Source organism: Thauera carbonicopians (assembly GCF_025699485.1).
Classification (GTDB): domain Bacteria; phylum Pseudomonadota; class Gammaproteobacteria; order Burkholderiales; family Rhodocyclaceae; genus Thauera.
The window spans coordinates 58653-74406 of the sequence record NZ_JANUXN010000015.1 but is presented as its reverse complement, the minus strand read 5'-3'; the positions used below and the strand labels follow the sequence as shown (position 1 = coordinate 74406).

Below are 15754 nucleotides of genomic sequence, written 5' to 3'. Positions count from 1 at the left end.
GCACATGATGCCGGATGGCAATCACCAGGAAAGGACATGGCAAGGGCGGGCCCGCAATGCCCGGCGGCGCCAGGGATAGTGGAGCATGGGACGTTTTTGGGTGACTCGATGAGCGGTTTCGCGGACTTGTCCGGCACTGGCGGCGAAAGCCGGCTCGTGCTGGGCGGCGACTGGACGCTTGCGCACTACCGCCCGCTGGCGGGCCGCGTCGCTGCATTGCGGGAGACGATCGGACCGGGCACGCGCGTCGATGCCGCCGGCCTGGGTGCGCTCGACACCGCCGGTGTCGCATTGCTGCACGAACTGCTGGGGCCGGAGCGCCTGCAATGGCTGGCGGGTGAGCAGAGTCCGCTGGGGTCGGAACGCCGTGCGCTGCTGAAGACGGTGTCGGACGCGCTCGCCACCGAACAAGTCCCGCCCGTGAAACAGGGCAACGCGCTGGCCGACGTGCTCGAGCATATCGGCCAGTCGACGACGGTGTTCTGGAATCACGTGGTCGGCATCCTGGGCTTCATCGGCATCACGCTGCAAACCGCGTTCGTCGTGCTGCTGCAGCCGCGGCGCTGGCGCATCACCTCGCTCGTCGCCAACCTGGAGCAGACCGCGCTCAATGCGGTGCCGATCGTTGCGCTGCTGACCTTCCTGGTCGGCGCGGTGATCGCCTTCCTCGGCTCGACCGTGCTGTCGGCCTTTGGCGCCAGCATCTTCACTGTGGACCTGATCGCGTTTTCCTTCCTGCGCGAGTTCGGCGTGTTGCTGACGGCGATCATCGTCGCCGGCCGCACCGCCAGCTCCTTCACCGCGCAGATCGGCTCGATGCGTGCCAACGAAGAGGTCGATGCGATCCGCGTGCTGGGCCTCGATCCGATCGAGCTGCTGGTGTTGCCGCGGGTGTCGGCGCTGATGCTGGCGCTGCCGATGCTGACCTTCGTGGCGATGATTTCAGGCATTGCCGGCGGCATGCTGGTGTGCGCGGCCAAGCTCGACATCTCGCCGGTGATGTTCCTGTCGGTGGTCGAGAACGACGTCAGCGTCAAGCACTTCATCGTCGGCATGGCCAAGGCGCCGATCTTCGCCTTCCTGATCGGCATCATCGGCTGCCTGGAAGGCTTTCGTGTCAGCGGCAGCGCGCAGTCGGTCGGCGAGCACACCACGTCGTCGGTGGTGCAGTCGATCTTCATCGTCATCGTGGTCGATGCGGTGGCGGCGCTGTTCTGCATGGAAATGGGCTGGTGAGGTGGGGATGGTGAGATGGGGACGATGACGGGGGGGCGGGTGACGCGATGACTGCGGCCGTGGAGAACATCATCGAGGTGCGCGGCGTGCGCAACCAGTTCGGTGCGCAGGTAGTGCATGACAATCTCGATCTCGACGTGCGCCGCGGCGAGATCCTGGGCGTGGTCGGCGGCTCGGGCACCGGCAAGTCGGTGCTGCTGCGCACCATCGTCGGCCTCAACCGGCCGGCGGCGGGCAAGGTGAGCGTGTTCGGCCAGGACCTGCTGACCTTGCCGGAGGCGCGGCGCGCGCAGGTGGAACGGCGCTTCGGCGTGCTGTTCCAGCAAGGCGCGCTGTTCTCGTCGCTGACGGTGGCGGAGAACGTGGCCTTGCCGCTGATCGAGCATGCCGGGCTGAAGGCGGCGGAGGCGGCGGAGCTGGCGCGGCTGAAGATCGCGCTGGCAGGCCTGCCGGCCAACGCCGGCGACAAGTACCCGTCCGACCTGTCCGGCGGCATGGTCAAGCGCGCCGCGCTCGCGCGTGCGCTGGCGCTCGACCCCGACATCCTGTTCCTCGACGAGCCGACCGCCGGCCTCGATCCGATCGGCGCCGCCGCCTTCGACCAGCTCATCCTCACGCTGCGCGACGCCCTCGGCCTGAGCGTGTTCATCGTCACCCACGACCTCGACACCCTCTACACCATCACCGACCGCATCGCGGTGCTGTCGCAGAAGAGGGTGCTGATCAACGACACGCTCGAAGCCGTGGCGGCGACCGACGACGCCTGGATCCGCGAGTATTTCCACGGGCCGCGCGGCCGTGCCGCGGCGGACGCCGCGCAGGCGCTGCACCACGTCCCGCAAACCTGATTCAACCCGGAGCAACCCGAAATGGAAACACGTGCCCATCACGTGCTGATCGGCCTCTTCACCCTGCTGGTGGTCGGTGCGGCGCTGGTCTTCGCGCTGTGGCTCGGCAAGAGCCACAGCGACACCCAGTTCCATGCCTACGACATCGTCTTCCAGGAGGCCGTCAGCGGCCTGTCGAAGGGCAGCACGGTGGAATTCAACGGCATCAAGGTCGGCGACGTCTCGAGCCTGCGGCTCGATCCGAAGGACCCGCACCGGGTCATCGCCCGCGTCCGCGTCGACAGCGAAGCGCCGGTGCGCAGCGATACCCAGGCGCGGCTGGTGCCGGCCGGCATCACCGGCATCTCGATCATCCGCCTGAGCAGCGGCGACGATCCGAACAGCGTGCCGCTGCCGGCCGGGGACGAGGTGCCGGAGATCATCGCCACGCCGTCGCCGCTGACCAAGCTGATGGCCGACGGCGAGGACGTGATGCTCAACATCAACGGCGTGCTGTTCCAGATGCGCCAGCTGTTCTCGGAAGAGAACATCGCCAGCATCGCGCAGACGCTGAAGAGCCTGGAACAGACTTCCGGCGCGATCGCCGCCGAGCGCGAGGGGATCACGGCCGCGGTGCGCCAGCTCGCCCTGGTCGGCGAGCAGGCGACGCTGGCGCTGGGCGAAGCGTCGAAGCTGGTCGGCAGCGCCAATCGGCTGATCGACGTGGAGGGCCAGCAGACGCTGCAGAGCGCGCAGCGTTCGATGGCCGCCTTCGAGCGGGCGATGGCCACCGTCGATACGCTCGTCAGCGAAAACCGCGGCCCGCTCAACAGCAGCATGCGCGGCCTGGCCGAACTCGGCCCGGCGCTGGCCGAGCTGCGCGATACCCTGGCCTCGATGCGTGCCATCACGCGCCAACTGGAAAACCGACCGACCGATTACCTGCTCGGCCTCGAACCGGTGAAGGAGTTCACACCATGAAACCCCGCAAGTCTGCGATGCGCGCCCTGCACCGTGCCGGCCTGGCCGCTTCGCTGCTGATCCTGTCGGCCTGCTCGGTGCTGCCGCGCCCGGAACCGGTCGATACCTACCGGCTGCCCGCCGCCGAGTGGCGCAAGGCCGAAGGCGCGGCGCTGCCGCTGTCGCTGCGCATCTCGCGGCCGGCGGCCGGTACCAGCCTGTCCGGCCAGCGCATCGTGGTCGTGCCCGAGAGGGACCGGCTCAGTGTCTACAAGGGCGCAAGCTGGAGCGACCCCGCGCCGGTACTGGTGCGCGAGCGCATCATCGATGCCTTCCGCGCCGATGGCCGCATCGCGGCGCTGAGCAGCGACGAGATCCGCCTGCAGGCCGACTACGAGATCGTCAGCGATTTGCTGGCCTTCCAGACCGAATACCGCGACGGCAGGCCCGAGGTGGTGGTTAGGCTCGACGCCCGCCTGGTGCAGCGCGACGGCCGCCGCATCGTCGCCGCACGCCAGTTCGAGGCCCGTCATCTTCCGGCAGGCAGCGACGTGCCACAGGTGGTCGACGGCTTCGGCCAGGCGTCGGCGACGGTGGCGGGGCAGGTGGTGGAGTGGGCGACGGCCGAATTGGCCCGCTGAGCGTTTCCGTAGGAGCGGCCTCGGCCGGGGGCGCCGCTGGCAAATAGTTGGGCTGGCGATCTTCAGGAACGCCAGCCCTTTCAGCCTCAGTCCGCCGGCAATGTCATGTAGCCCATCCACGACCAGTAGGTCAGCGCGAACACCACCAGCAGCACGGTGGCTGCCACGGTAAGCACCAGGCCGGTGCGGATGTAGTCCTTGATGTCGAAGGTATCCGTGCCGTAGGCCAGCATGCCCTGGGGCGAATTCACCGGCAGGATGAAGCCGAAGCTCACCACGAACTGCAGCAGCATCGTCATGCCGATGGGGTTGATGCCCGGGGTTTCCACCGCCTGCAGCACGCTGATGATGATCGGGATCATGGTCGATGCCAGCCCGGTCGCGCTGGCGAAGCCGAGGTGGATGACGATCAGGAACAGCGACAGCAGCATGAAGATGGCGAAGGCCGTCGCGTTCGCCAGCCCGAGGTGTTCGACGATCAGGCGCGCCAGCCAGGGCGCGGCTTCGGTCCTGAGCAGGGCCGAGCCCATCGCGATGCCGACCGCGAACAGCAGCACCGTGCCCCACGGAAAGCCTTTCTGCGATTCCTTCCAGTCCATCACACCGATGCGCGGCAACAGCATCAGCGCCACCGCGACGATGGTGGATGAGGTGGTGTCGATGCTATGCAGCACGCCTTCGGTGGCCCAGAAGCCCAGCAGCACCACGGTGATGGTGAGCAGCTTCCATTGCTTGGGCGTGGTCGGGCCGAGGGCGTCGAGCTGCTGGCGGATGGCTTCGCGCCCGCCGGCGATGTGATCCATCTCGGGCCTGAGCATGCGCGTCATGATCAGGTAGAGCAGCACCGTCAGCACGGCCGAGAACGGAGCCCCGGCGATGAACCACTCGCCCCAGGTGATGGTCTGGCCGAACTGCCTTTCGATGAAGCCGATCGCCACCATGTTCTGCGCGGCGGCGGTCTTGATGCCCACGTTCCAGACGCTGGCCGTCTGTGCCGCGGTGATCACCACCAGCGCGGCGAACTTGCTGCGGCGGTCGGCGCCGAAGGCGGTCAGGAAGCCCAGCATGATCGGCATCAGGCAGGCCACGCGCGCGGTGGCGCTGGGGACGATGAAGGAGAGCAGGAAGCCCACCACGATCGCGCCCATCGCCACATGGTTGGCGCGAGCCGGCACGTAGGACAGCACCTGCAGCGCGATGCGCTTGTCGAGCTGGGTGGCGGTCATCGCCGAGGCGATGAAGCACGCCGCCGCCACCAGCACCGCGGCGCTGTTGCTGAAGCCCGACAAGGCGTAGGGCAGCGCGCCGCGGGTGCCCATCACCGCGTCCGTCGCATCCTGGCCCGGCGCGGGGCTGAGGGCCAGCAAGGCGATCATCAGTGCGCCGATCACCAGCGCCGAGACCGAATAGTCCAGCGCCTCGGTCATCCACAGGATCACCGCGAAGGCCAGGATGCCCAGCATCATCTGCCCCGCCTGCGGCAGGCCGGGCAGCGGGGGCATGAACACCACGATCAGCAGCGCGGCAGTGGCCGCCACCAGGCCGGCGCGCTGCGTGAAGCTGAGGGATGGGGAAGGCGGTACCTTGGCGGCGGCAGGGCTCGATGACATGGATGGCTCCTTGCTTGTTCTGCCAAACATTGTGCGACTGCAAAATGCCATGTCATTTTGATGAAGATCAAAAATGGAAGCCATTGCCCGGCAGCGCTGGACAGTCGTTTCCGGTTAGCGGATGTGCCGGAGTCCGGCATCTGTCGTGCTGCAGCGGGCAGGTTTCAATGGAAATCCCTGCTCCGTGCCGCCAGGCCCTGCAGCAGCCCGGAGTGGTCCACCACCCGGTTCGCGATCAGATGCACGACCAGGCCCTGGCGGCTGATCTGGCCATAGACGCCGAGCAGGTGGGCGCCGAGCAGAGGGCGGCGCTGGCGCTCGAGGAGTTCTGGGCGGACGATGACGTTGGTGAGGCCGGTCTCGTCTTCCAGCGTGATGAACATCGTGCCCTTGGCGGTGCCGGGGCGCTGGCGGCAGGTGACCAGGCCGGCGCCGCGGGCCAGCATGCGGTCGGGGGCGGCGGCGATGTCGGCGGCGGTGATGAAGCGCAGCCGGGCGAGCTCGCCGCGCACGAAAGACAAGGGGTGGCGGCCCAGCGTGAAGCCGAGGCGGGCATAGTCTGCGCGCAGATCCTCGGCCGCCGCCGGGGCGGCGAGCCTGGCCTCGGCATCGCCGCCGGGGGCCGCGGCCAGCAGGCCGGGCAGCGGCGCGGCGCCGGTGGCCTGCCACAAGGCCTGGCGGCGGTGGCCGGCCAGCGTGGCGAGGGCGCCGCCGGCGGCCAGCACGCGCAGCTCGCCGGCATCCAGCCGCGCGCGGACGGCGAGATCCCGGGTATCGGCGAAGGCGTGCTGGCGCCGGGCGGCGGCAATGCGCAACGCGGTGTCCTGCCCCAGGCCGTGGATCATGCGCAGGCCGAGGCGTACGGCGGGCTGGGGAGGCGTGGCCTGCTGCACCGTCTCCGAAGACGGTTTGCCGCCGCGGCTGGCGGTGCGCTCGGCCGGAGCCGTGGCGGCCACCGTTTCTTCGAGCGTGCATTCCCAGTCGCTGGCGGTGACGTCGGCCGGGCGTACTTCGACACCGTGGCGGCGGGCGTCCTGGATCAGTTGCGAGGGAGCGTAGAAACCCATCGGCTGGCTGTCCAGCAGCGCGGCGAGGAAAGCGGCCGGCTCGAAGCGCTTCAGCCATGCCGAGGCATAGACCAGCAGCGCGAAGCTGGCGGCATGCGACTCGGGAAAGCCGTATTCGCCGAAGCCTTCGATCTGCTGGCTCAGGCGCTGGGCGAAATCGGCGTCGTAGCCGTTGCGGGCCAGGCCTGCCAGCAGCTTTGCCCGATGGCGTTCGAGTTCGCCCTTGCGCCGCCAGGTGCCCATCGAACGGCGCAGCTGATCGGCCTCGCCGGCGCTGAAGTCGGCCGCGGCCACGGCAAGCTGCATGACCTGCTCCTGGAAGATCGGCACGCCCAGCGTGCGCGCCAGCGCGGCGTGGATTTCGGCGCGCACGTCCGCCATCGGGTTCTCGCCGCGCGCGACGCGTTCGCGTGCGCGCAGGTAGGGATGGACCATGCCGCCCTGGATCGGGCCGGGGCGCACGATGGCGACCTGCACCACCAGGTCGTAGAAGCGCTGCGGCTTGAGGCGCGGCAGCATGCTCATCTGCGCACGCGACTCGACCTGGAACACGCCGATCGCGTCGGCGCGCGACAGCATTGCATAGACTTCCGGCCGTTCGCGCTCGATGCTGGCCAGGCTCAGCGGCCGCCCGCGCCAGTTCGATGCCAGTGCCAGGCCGCGGCGCAGCGCCGACAGCATGCCGAGCGCGAGCACGTCGATCTTCATCAGCCCGACGGTGTCGAGGTCGTCCTTGTCCCACTGGATCACGGTGCGCTCGGGCATCGCGGCGTTTTCCACCGGCACCAGTTCGTCGAGCCGGCCGCGGGCGATGACGAAGCCGCCGACGTGCTGCGACAGGTGGCGCGGGAAGCCGATCAGTTCCTCGGTGAGCGCGGCCAGCCGCCGGCTGATCGGGCTGTCGGGATCGAGCCCGGCGGCGGCGAGACGTTCGGGCCGCACGCGGCGGCCGTCGAACCAGTGGTGCTCGCTCGTGATGCGGTCGACCTGGGCCTCGCCCAGGCCGAGGGCGCGGCCGACGTCGCGCAGCGCGCTGCGGGCGCGGTAGGTGATGACGGTGGCGGCAAGCGCGGCGCGGTCGCGGCCGTACTTGCGATAGACGTACTGGATGACTTCCTCGCGCCGCTCGTGCTCGAAATCGACGTCGATGTCGGGCGGCTCGTTGCGTTCGCGCGAGATGAAGCGTTCGACCAGCATGATGCCGAGCCCCGGATCGACTTCGGTGATGCCCAGCGCCCAGCACACTGCCGAATTGGCCGCCGAACCCCGCCCCTGGCACAGGATGCCGACGCTGCGGGCGAAGCGGACGATGTCGTGCACGGTGAGGAAGTAGGGCTCGTAGTCGAGCTCGGCGATCAGCGCCAGCTCGTATTCGATCTGTTTGCGCACGGTTGGTGGTACAGGGTCCGTGGCTGGAGGCGGCGGGGCAGCGCGAGCGGCAGGGCGGGCAAGGGCATGGATTGCGGGCGAATCATCGGCCTGGGTGGCCGGACGGCCGCCGTCCTGCCGGTAGCGCCAGGCCAGGCCGCCTTCCACCAGGCGGCGCAGCCAACTGGCGGGGGTCTCGCCGTCGGGCACGAGTTCGGCCGGGTATTCGTAGCGCAACTCGTCGAGGCTGAAAGTGCAGCGCGCGGCCACGGCCAGGGTTTCGGCGAGCAGCGCGGGCGGGTAGCGGCCGGCGAGCGTGGCACGGTCGTGCAGCCGGCGTTCGGCATTGGGGGCGAGCGCCAGGCCGGCTTCGGCCACGCTGCAGTGCAGCCGCAGCGCCGTCATCACGTCGGCCAGCGGACGGCGGCCGGCATCGTGCATCAGCGCACCGCTGGCGGCCACGGCCGGGATGCCGGCGTCCCGGGCGATGCGGCGCAAGCAGGTGATGCGCTGGCGGTCGCGGCCGTCGAGCCGCACCGTGACCGCCATCCAGGCGCGACCGGGAAAACGCTGTGCGAGCCAGGCGGCATCGGCTTCGAGCGTGGCAGCGGAGTCGGTGGTGGCAGAGCCGGCGGCAGGCGGCTCGGCACGCGCCGGGACAGGCCAGTCCGGCGGCGGAAAATCGGCGGGCGGGATCAGCAGGGCCAGGCAGTCGGGGCAGGCGCCGTCGAGCATCGTCCGCGTGAGCTTGTATTCACCCTTGCCGGCGGCGCGCCGGGCGCGGGTGATGAGCCGCGACAACTGCCCGTAGCCGGCGCGGCTGCTTGCCAGCAGCACGATGCAGGGGCCGTCGGCCAGTTGCAGTTCGCTGCCGATGATCAGCCTGGGCCGGCCCTGTTCGGGTTGCTCCTGCAGCGCACGGTGGGCCCGCACCACGCCGGCCAGCGAACATTCGTCGGTGATCGCGATCGCGGCATAGCCGAAGGCGGCCGCCTGGGCGACGAGTTCCTCGGGATGCGAGGCGCCGCGCTGGAAGCTGAAGTTGCTGAGGCAGTGGAGTTCGGCATGGTCGGGAAGCATGCAGTTGACTGTAAAAAAATACAGTCAATCATGCAATCCTGCCGCCTGCCTGCCGTGAAAGCGCACACGAACGCCATGAGATTGCCGGGCTCCGGGCTTGCGGCAGTCGCCTAAAGCATCGATGACCGGTAGACTCCGGGAGTTTCGTTCTGCTGAGGCAGGGCGAGTCTTGCCCAACTTTCCTGGCCGAGATGGCCGCTGAGGAGTCCTGAATGCCTTTCATCAAGTCCCGCAACACCCTGTTCGGTGCGCTGGCGCTGGCTTTCGCAATCGCGGCCCCGGTCCATGCCCAGCAGAAATCCGTCGCCGTCACCGCGATCGTCGAACACCCGGCGCTGGATGCGGTGCGTGACGGCGTCAAGCAAGGCCTGGCCGAGGAAGGCTTCGAGGAAGGCAAGAACCTGAAGTGGCAGTACCAGAGCGCCCAGGGCAACACCGGCACCGCGGCGCAGATCGCACGCAAGTTCGTCGGTGACAAGGTCGATGCCATCGTCGCCATCGCCACGCCTTCGGCGCAGGCCGTCGCCGCCGCGACCAAGAACATCCCGCTGGTGTATTCGGCCGTGACCGATCCGGTTGCCGCCAAGCTGGTGCCGTCGATGGCGCCGTCGGGCACCAACGTCACCGGCGCTTCGGATGCGCTCGAACTGGACAAGCAGATCGACCTGATCAAGCGCGTCGCGCCCGATGCCAAGCGTGTCGGTATGGTCTTCAACCCGGGCGAGGCGAACTCGGTGGTGGTGCTCGAGCAGATGCGCGAAGCGCTGCCCAAGCACGGCATGAGCCTGGTCGAAGCCGCCGCGCCGCGCTCGGTCGACGTCGGTTCGGCGGCGCGCAGCCTGATCGGCAAGGCCGACGTCTTCTACACCAGCACCGACAACAACGTGGTGTCGGCCTACGAGGCCCTGGTCAAGGTCGGCATGGACGCCAAGATTCCGCTGGTCGCGGCCGACGTCGACAGCGTCGTGCGCGGCGCGGTGGCCGCCTACGGTATGGACTACCGCGGCCTGGGCGTGCAGACCGGCAAGATCGTCGCCCGCATCCTCAACGGCGAGAAGCCGGGCGACATCGCTTCCGAGACGAGCACCAAGCTCGAACTCCACGTCAATCCGGAAGCAGCGCGCAGGCAGGGCATCACGCTGTCCGACGAACTGGTGCAAGCTGCCGCCAAGGTCATCCAGTAAGCCCCGCGGCGGGCATGCCGCCGGCGCGCAGCCGGCGGTGCCTGCCGTTGCCTTCCAGCCAACGGTCGTTCCCTCATGTCTTTCTACACCCTGCTCGGGGCCCTGGAGATCGGGCTGATCTTCAGCCTCGTCGCCCTCGGCGTCTATATCTCCTTCCGCCTGCTGCGCTTTCCCGATCTGACCGTCGACGGCAGCTTTCCGCTCGGCGGCGCGGTGGCCGCCACGCTGATTGCAAGCGGTACCGATCCCTTCGTCGCCACGCTCGCGGCGACGGCCGCCGGCGCCGTGGCGGGCCTGACCACCGGCTGGCTCAACGTGCGGCTGAAGATCATGGACCTGCTCGCCAGCATCCTGATGATGATCGCGCTGTACTCGATCAACCTGCGCATCATGGGCAAGCCCAACGTGCCGCTGATCATGGAGCCGACCGTCTTCAACATCCTGCAGCCCGAGGCGCTGGCCGACTACGTGTTCCGGCCGCTGCTGCTGGTCTTCGTGGTGCTGGCGATGAAGTTCCTGCTGGACGGCTTCTTCGCCACCCAGAGCGGCCTGGCGATCCGCGCCACCGGCTCCAACGCGCGCATGGCGCGGGCGCAGGGCGTCAATACCGGGCTGGCGGTGCTGGCCGGCATGGCGCTGTCGAACGCGCTGGTCGGGCTGGCCGGCGCGCTGTTCGCGCAGACCCAGGGCGGGGCGGACATCTCGATGGGCGTGGGCACCATCGTCATCGGCCTGGCGGCGGTGATCGTCGGCGAAAGCCTGCTGCCCTCGCGCAAGCTCTACCTGGCGACCATCGCGGTGATCGTCGGCGCCATCGTCTATCGCTTCTTCATCGCGCTGGCGCTCAATTCCGACTTCATCGGCCTGCAGGCGCAGGATCTCAACCTCGTCACCGCCTTGCTGGTGACGGTGGCGCTGGTGGTGCCCAGGCTGCGCCAGCACTGGTCCGGAAAGAAGGCGAACTGACATGCTGAAAGTCCAGGATCTGCACCTCACCTTCAACCCCGGCACGCCGATCGAGACCCAGGCCCTGCGCGGCATGTCGCTCGAGATCCCGTCCGGGCAGTTCGTCACCGTGATCGGCTCGAACGGCGCCGGCAAGTCGACCTTCCTCAATGCCGTGTCCGGCGAGCAGAAGATCGACAGCGGCAGCATCGAGATCGACGGCATCGACATGACCCGCCAGCCGGTGTGGTCGCGGGCGCGCCACGTCGCGCGCGTGTTCCAGGACCCGCTGGCGGGTACCTGCGAAGACCTGACCATCGAAGAGAACATGGCGCTGGCGAAGATGCGCGGCCGCCGCCGCGGCCTGTCCTTCGCCGTCAAGCCGGCGCTGCGCGAGGAATTCCGCGCCCAGTTGGCGACACTCGGCCTCGGCCTGGAAAACCGCTTGTCCGACCGCATCGGCCTGCTCTCCGGCGGCCAGCGCCAGGCCGTCAGCCTGCTGATGGCGGCGCTGCAGCCTTCGCGCCTGCTGCTGCTCGACGAGCACACCGCCGCGCTCGATCCGCGCACCGCCGCCTTCGTGCTCGAGCTGACGGTGCGCATCGTCGCCGAGCACAAGCTGACGACGATGATGGTGACCCACAGCATGCGCCAGGCGCTCGACGTCGGCCAACGTACCGTGATGCTGCACCAGGGGCGGGTCGTGCTCGACGTCTCGGGCAAGGAGCGCGAAGGGATGGACGTGCATCACCTGCTCGCGATGTTCGAGAAGGTGCGCGGCGAAGTGCTGGACGATGACAAGCTGTTGCTGAGCTGAGCGCGGGCTGCGAAATCCGTTGCATGTCACAGCCATACAGCAGTTCATGGATGAGGCCTTGGCAGACGTGGACGGCTGGACGGATTGATGCGAGGCGACCTCGTCACCATCGCCATGCAGGGTGACTTTGGCAAGCCTCGTCCCGCTTTGGCGATTCAGGCCAACCAGTTCAGCGAACACACGAGCGTTACGGTGCTGCCCGTCACCAGCACGCTCGTTGCTGCGTCATTGCTGCGCATCACCGTGCAGCCGAATTTGCTCGAGCGAGATTGTAAGATCGGCGACCACGTCCGGTCTGAGAATGCTGATGGTGTAGAAAAACATCATTGGCAGGCACGTCGCCATCACTATCAGATTGGAGAGTCCGGCCAGTGAAGTGGCATGCGGGCCAGCTCAGGTCATCGGTCAACTCCGGACGGTGGTAAGGATGACGGGGCCGAGGGGAGGCCGCCGCCATCTTCAATCCACCTCGCCGGCCAGCACAGCCCTTGCCGAATCCCCCACCTTGCCGCGCACCTGCCAGGCCAGGCCGAAGGCGAACAGCACGCCGAGCGTCAAGCCCACCAGCATGCCGTTGTAGCCCAGGCGGTCGAGCAGCATGCCGGCGGCAATCGGCACGGCCATGCGGGCGGCGGTGAACAGCGTGGTCTGCAGGCCGTAGTCCGAGGCGTTGCGCTGGCGGCGGGTGAAGAACATCGTCAGGCCGAACATCAGCGCCGATACGGCCCCCATGCTCGCGGCCACGCAGATTGCGCTGGCGATGAGCCAGCCGGGGCCGAGCTTGGCCCACACCACAACGGTCAGTAGCAGCAGCGAGCACAGGGCCGCCAGCAGGTACAGCACGATGGCGCGTGCCGTGCCCAGCACCGGCACGAGGCGTCCGCCGATCAGGCTGAACAGGGCGCCGGTCACGCCGCCGACGATGCCGACGATGAAGGCCACCCGTTCCAGCGGCATGCCCATGTCCAGCATCAGCGGCTTGAGGTACAGCCACGCCGCGCCGATGAAGGGGAAGCTGGTCAGCAGCATCAGGCTCCATTGCCGCGCGCCCGGCTGCTTGAAGAAGCCTGCCCAGTCGGCGACCACGCCGGGCAGCGGCGCATCGCCGCCTGCCGCAGGCTCGGGCAGCGCCGCGCGCGAACGCAGCAGCACGAAGGGCAGGCAGCCGAGCAGCAGGCCGGCGCCCATGATCCAGAAAGGCATCTGCCAGCCCATGCGCGACTGCACCACGATCATGACGCCGCCGCCGATGATCGCGCCGAGGAACAGGGCGGCCGAGCGGATGCTGCCCGCGCGCAGTTGCTCGCTGCGGGGCAGCCATTGCACGGCCAGTGCATTCAGCGGAATGTCCGCCCACGTCGCAGCGATGCTCATGGCAAAGGTCAGCGTGAACAACGGCACGCGGTCCTCGATCAGGTTCTGCCGCCCGATCAGCCAGTACAGCGCCAGCATCGACATGCTGAGCAGCAGCAGCCAATGCACGAAATGTCCCCGTCCCAGCCGCACGCGCTGCACCGGCACGGCAAACAGGAACTTGAAGATGGCAGGCAGCGCCGCCAGCTGGAACAGCCCGATCTCGGTGCCGCTCCAGCCATGCTGGCGCATCACCAGCGGCATGCCGAACATCAGGTAGATGCTGGGAATGGCCAAGACCAGGTTCATCCAGCCGAACATCAGTTGCAGGCCGAACAGGCGGGCTTTGGTCATGAAAGGTCTTCTCCTTTTCGTGCCGCCAGGACGGTGACGGGCGCCACCGGGAAATCCACATCGGTGTGGGTCGTCACCTCGCTGAATCCCGCTTCGTGCAGCAGCTTCGCCAGTTCGCCTTCGGCCAGGACCTGCCGGCCCTGCATCCGCATGCGCAGGTAGTACTGCAGCACGCGGCGCCCGCCGGCTTCGGCATGGGCGCACAGCAGCACGCCGCCGGGGTTCAGCGCCGCATGGAGGCGCTTCAGGATGGGCATGGCGTCCGGCACGAAATGCAGCACCGAAGAGCACCAGATCAGGTCGTAGCCGTGGCCGAAATCCTCATGCGCCAGGTTGCCGCCGACGCCGCGCAAGCGTTGCTGCAGGCCGGCCGCTTCGATGTTCTGCTGCGCCACCGCGGCCACCGCCGGGTAGTCGAACACTACGCCGGACAGTGCCGGCAGGTCCTGCGCCAGCGCGATCGCCACCAGGCCGGGGCCGCCGCCCAGGTCCAGCATCGTCCGCCAGCCTTGGCGGTCGGCAAGCTGGCCCGCGATCCGGCGTGCCACCGGCACGGTCACGGCGCGCTGCTCCTGCGCGATCTGCACCTGCGCGGCCCTGGCCCAGGCCTGTTGCGCAATCTCGTCGGGCACGTCTTCCTTGTCCGGGGGCCCTTCGCGCAGCAGGGTTTCGAGCTGGTTGCGGCAGCGGCACAGCACCTTGTGGCGGAACTGCAAGGCATCGCCGAGATAGAGCGGCGAAGCCGGATGAAGGTAGGGTTGCATCTCGGGATGGGTCCGGTAGCAGTTGGACGGAAATGCCGGTGAATCCATGTGTGCAGGCCCTTGCTCCAGCATGCCCATGCTGCCCAGCATTTCCAGGAACAGACAGGTATTGGCCGGCGCCAGCCCCAGCCGCGCCGCAACTTCTTCGGGCCTGGCAAATTCATCCAGATGGGCGAATAGCCCCAGCTCCAGCGCCAGGCTTAGCACGTCGGCATCCTGACAGGCCAGTTGGGTGTCCCAACAGGACTGCATCCGCGCTGGGATCGGGGACGAGGGCAGGGCGGCAAACTGTTCGTGGCTGATGTGAGTCATGGTCGATATCCGGGTTGTGCTTCCCTGATCTTGGTCGGCTGTGAGCGATGGGCTATATTAGTGAGAATGATTCCCATGCTCAGTATGCGAAGAGCACGAATATCTATGCGAAAGACGGGAGAGGCGGAACAGAGATGGGTGTGCGCAACAACTGCTGCCGGCTGAGGCTGGACGACCCCCGCATCTGCAGCGCCCTCGGCGGAGGCAGGACCCGGCTGCAACTGCCGGAGGAACTGGGGCATTGCCACCAGGATTTCGTCGAACTGGAGCCCGGGCTCGGCCTGAGCCGGCTCAGCTACACCCCCAGCGTGCCACTGATCGAAGAGAGCAACGGGCCGCACGACGGCCGGGTCATGGTCATCACCCTGGGCATGAAAGGCCGCTCGTGCTACGAGGGGCAGGACTCCACCAATCTGGAGTTCCAGCAGGGCCATACGACCATTTCGTCGTTCCGTGCCATCCCGGGCGTGCGGCGCTACGAGGCGGGAGAAACCGTGTCGCAGCTGCGGGTCGTGGCGCACGAGTCGCTGATCTGCAAATACGTTGGCCAGCAGCGCGCCGCCGAAATCCTCGGCTCCAGGCAGCTCAGCCGCCTGGCCTTCCGTGCCAGCACGCCCGCTGCCATGGCACACGCCAAGGCGCTGCTCAGCCACCTGCTGCCATGCCAGAGCCAGCTATCGCGCCTGGACCTGCACATCCACACCCTGAGCCTGCTCAACGAACAGTTCAGCCTGCTGGCGCCCCAGCACAGCGGTCAGGCGTCCCCATTCTCGCCGTCCGAAATCGAACGCATCGAGCGTGCCCGGCAGACCATGAGCGAAAACATCGACAAGCCCCTGACGCTCGATTACCTCGCCACGCTCGTCGGCATCAACAAGAACAAGCTCAAGGACGGCATGCTCTACCTCTACAACGCCACGCCGGCCGAACTGCTGCTCGAACTGCGCATGGTCAAGGCCGCTGCGCTACTGGAGTCCGGCCAGCGGGTCTCTCAGGTCGCCTGGCAAGTGGGCTACAAATACGCCAACAACTTCACCGTCGCCTTTACCCGCTACCATGGCAAATCGCCCAAGGCGATGTTCGGCAAGCGGGCGATAGAGAGCTGAAAAGCCGTCTCATCGGCCTTGCCGTATCTCACATGGCAGCCGTATGCCAGCCGGATGGGAGTGGTGCGCAGGCTGAACCACGTTCGGATATAGCCGGAAAGGTGCTCAAGATTTCTCCGGCCATGAAAGA

General features: G+C 67.8%; 13 protein-coding genes. 9 read left to right on the top strand and 4 right to left on the bottom strand.

The genetic code is table 11. The features are described 5' to 3' along the window. The first annotated feature begins 108 nt into the window (after positions 1–108). Genes NX068_RS16450 through NX068_RS16435 form a run of 4 tightly spaced genes read left to right on the top strand, consistent with a single transcriptional unit; the run spans position 109 to position 3664 of the window. Complete coding sequence (locus NX068_RS16450) at positions 109–1236, top strand: MlaE family lipid ABC transporter permease subunit (protein WP_263462340.1); 1128 nt, start codon at positions 109–111, stop codon at positions 1234–1236. A gap of 47 nt (positions 1237–1283) precedes the next feature. Then, complete coding sequence (locus NX068_RS16445) at positions 1284–2084, top strand: ABC transporter ATP-binding protein (RefSeq protein WP_263462339.1); 801 nt, start codon at positions 1284–1286, stop codon at positions 2082–2084. Positions 2085–2105: 21 nt separating this feature from the next. Next, positions 2106–3044, top strand: coding sequence for an MlaD family protein (locus tag NX068_RS16440; protein ID WP_263462338.1), 939 nt, complete (start codon positions 2106–2108; stop codon positions 3042–3044). Continuing rightward, the gene (locus NX068_RS16435; RefSeq protein WP_263462337.1) at positions 3041–3664 is read left to right on the top strand and encodes an ABC-type transport auxiliary lipoprotein family protein; all 624 of its coding nucleotides are present in this window, start codon (positions 3041–3043) and stop codon (positions 3662–3664) included. Before NX068_RS16440 ends, NX068_RS16435 begins: the two co-directional genes overlap by 4 nt. An 86-nt stretch (positions 3665–3750) precedes the next feature. On the opposite strand, the gene NX068_RS16430 is transcribed toward NX068_RS16435, so the two are convergent. Continuing rightward, positions 3751–5274 (bottom strand): DASS family sodium-coupled anion symporter, encoded by a 1524-nt coding sequence (locus NX068_RS16430; RefSeq protein ID WP_263462336.1) that lies wholly within the window; start codon positions 5272–5274, stop codon positions 3751–3753. A gap of 164 nt (positions 5275–5438) precedes the next feature. Continuing rightward, a complete protein-coding gene (locus NX068_RS16425; protein ID WP_263462335.1) occupies positions 5439–8789 on the bottom strand; it encodes an error-prone DNA polymerase in 3351 nt (1116 codons plus the stop codon). 212 nt (positions 8790–9001) lie between these two features. Here NX068_RS16425 and NX068_RS16420 point away from each other — a divergent pair, with 212 nt between their 5' ends. The 4 genes from NX068_RS16420 (at position 9002) to NX068_RS16405 (ending at position 12110) form a co-directional block, all read left to right on the top strand. Next, a complete protein-coding gene (locus NX068_RS16420; RefSeq protein ID WP_263462334.1) occupies positions 9002–9973 on the top strand; it encodes an ABC transporter substrate-binding protein in 972 nt (323 codons plus the stop codon). A gap of 75 nt (positions 9974–10048) precedes the next feature. After that, positions 10049–10939, top strand: a complete 891-nt coding sequence (locus NX068_RS16415) for an ABC transporter permease (protein WP_263462333.1) — start codon at positions 10049–10051, stop codon at positions 10937–10939. A gap of 1 nt (position 10940) precedes the next feature. Next, complete coding sequence (locus tag NX068_RS16410) at positions 10941–11735, top strand: ABC transporter ATP-binding protein (RefSeq protein WP_263462332.1); 795 nt, start codon at positions 10941–10943, stop codon at positions 11733–11735. A gap of 87 nt (positions 11736–11822) precedes the next feature. Further along, positions 11823–12110 carry a type II toxin-antitoxin system PemK/MazF family toxin gene (locus NX068_RS16405; RefSeq protein WP_263462331.1) on the top strand — a complete coding sequence of 96 codons (288 nt, stop codon included), beginning with the start codon at positions 11823–11825 and terminating at the stop codon, positions 12108–12110. An 84-nt stretch (positions 12111–12194) separates the two neighbouring features. Here the strand turns inward: NX068_RS16405 and NX068_RS16400 are convergent, their stop codons facing one another. Both NX068_RS16400 and NX068_RS16395 read right to left on the bottom strand, forming a co-directional pair. After that, positions 12195–13442, bottom strand: coding sequence for an MFS transporter (locus NX068_RS16400; protein ID WP_263462330.1), 1248 nt, complete (start codon positions 13440–13442; stop codon positions 12195–12197). Continuing rightward, on the bottom strand, positions 13439–14518 hold the full coding sequence (locus NX068_RS16395; protein WP_263462329.1) for a methyltransferase: 1080 nt from the start codon (positions 14516–14518) through the stop codon (positions 13439–13441). The genes NX068_RS16400 and NX068_RS16395 overlap by 4 nt, the downstream gene beginning before the upstream one ends. 134 nt (positions 14519–14652) lie before the next feature. Between NX068_RS16395 and NX068_RS16390 the strand changes: the two genes are divergently transcribed. Next, positions 14653–15624, top strand: a complete 972-nt coding sequence (locus NX068_RS16390) for a helix-turn-helix domain-containing protein (RefSeq protein WP_263462328.1) — start codon at positions 14653–14655, stop codon at positions 15622–15624. The last annotated feature ends 130 nt before the right edge of the window (positions 15625–15754 follow it).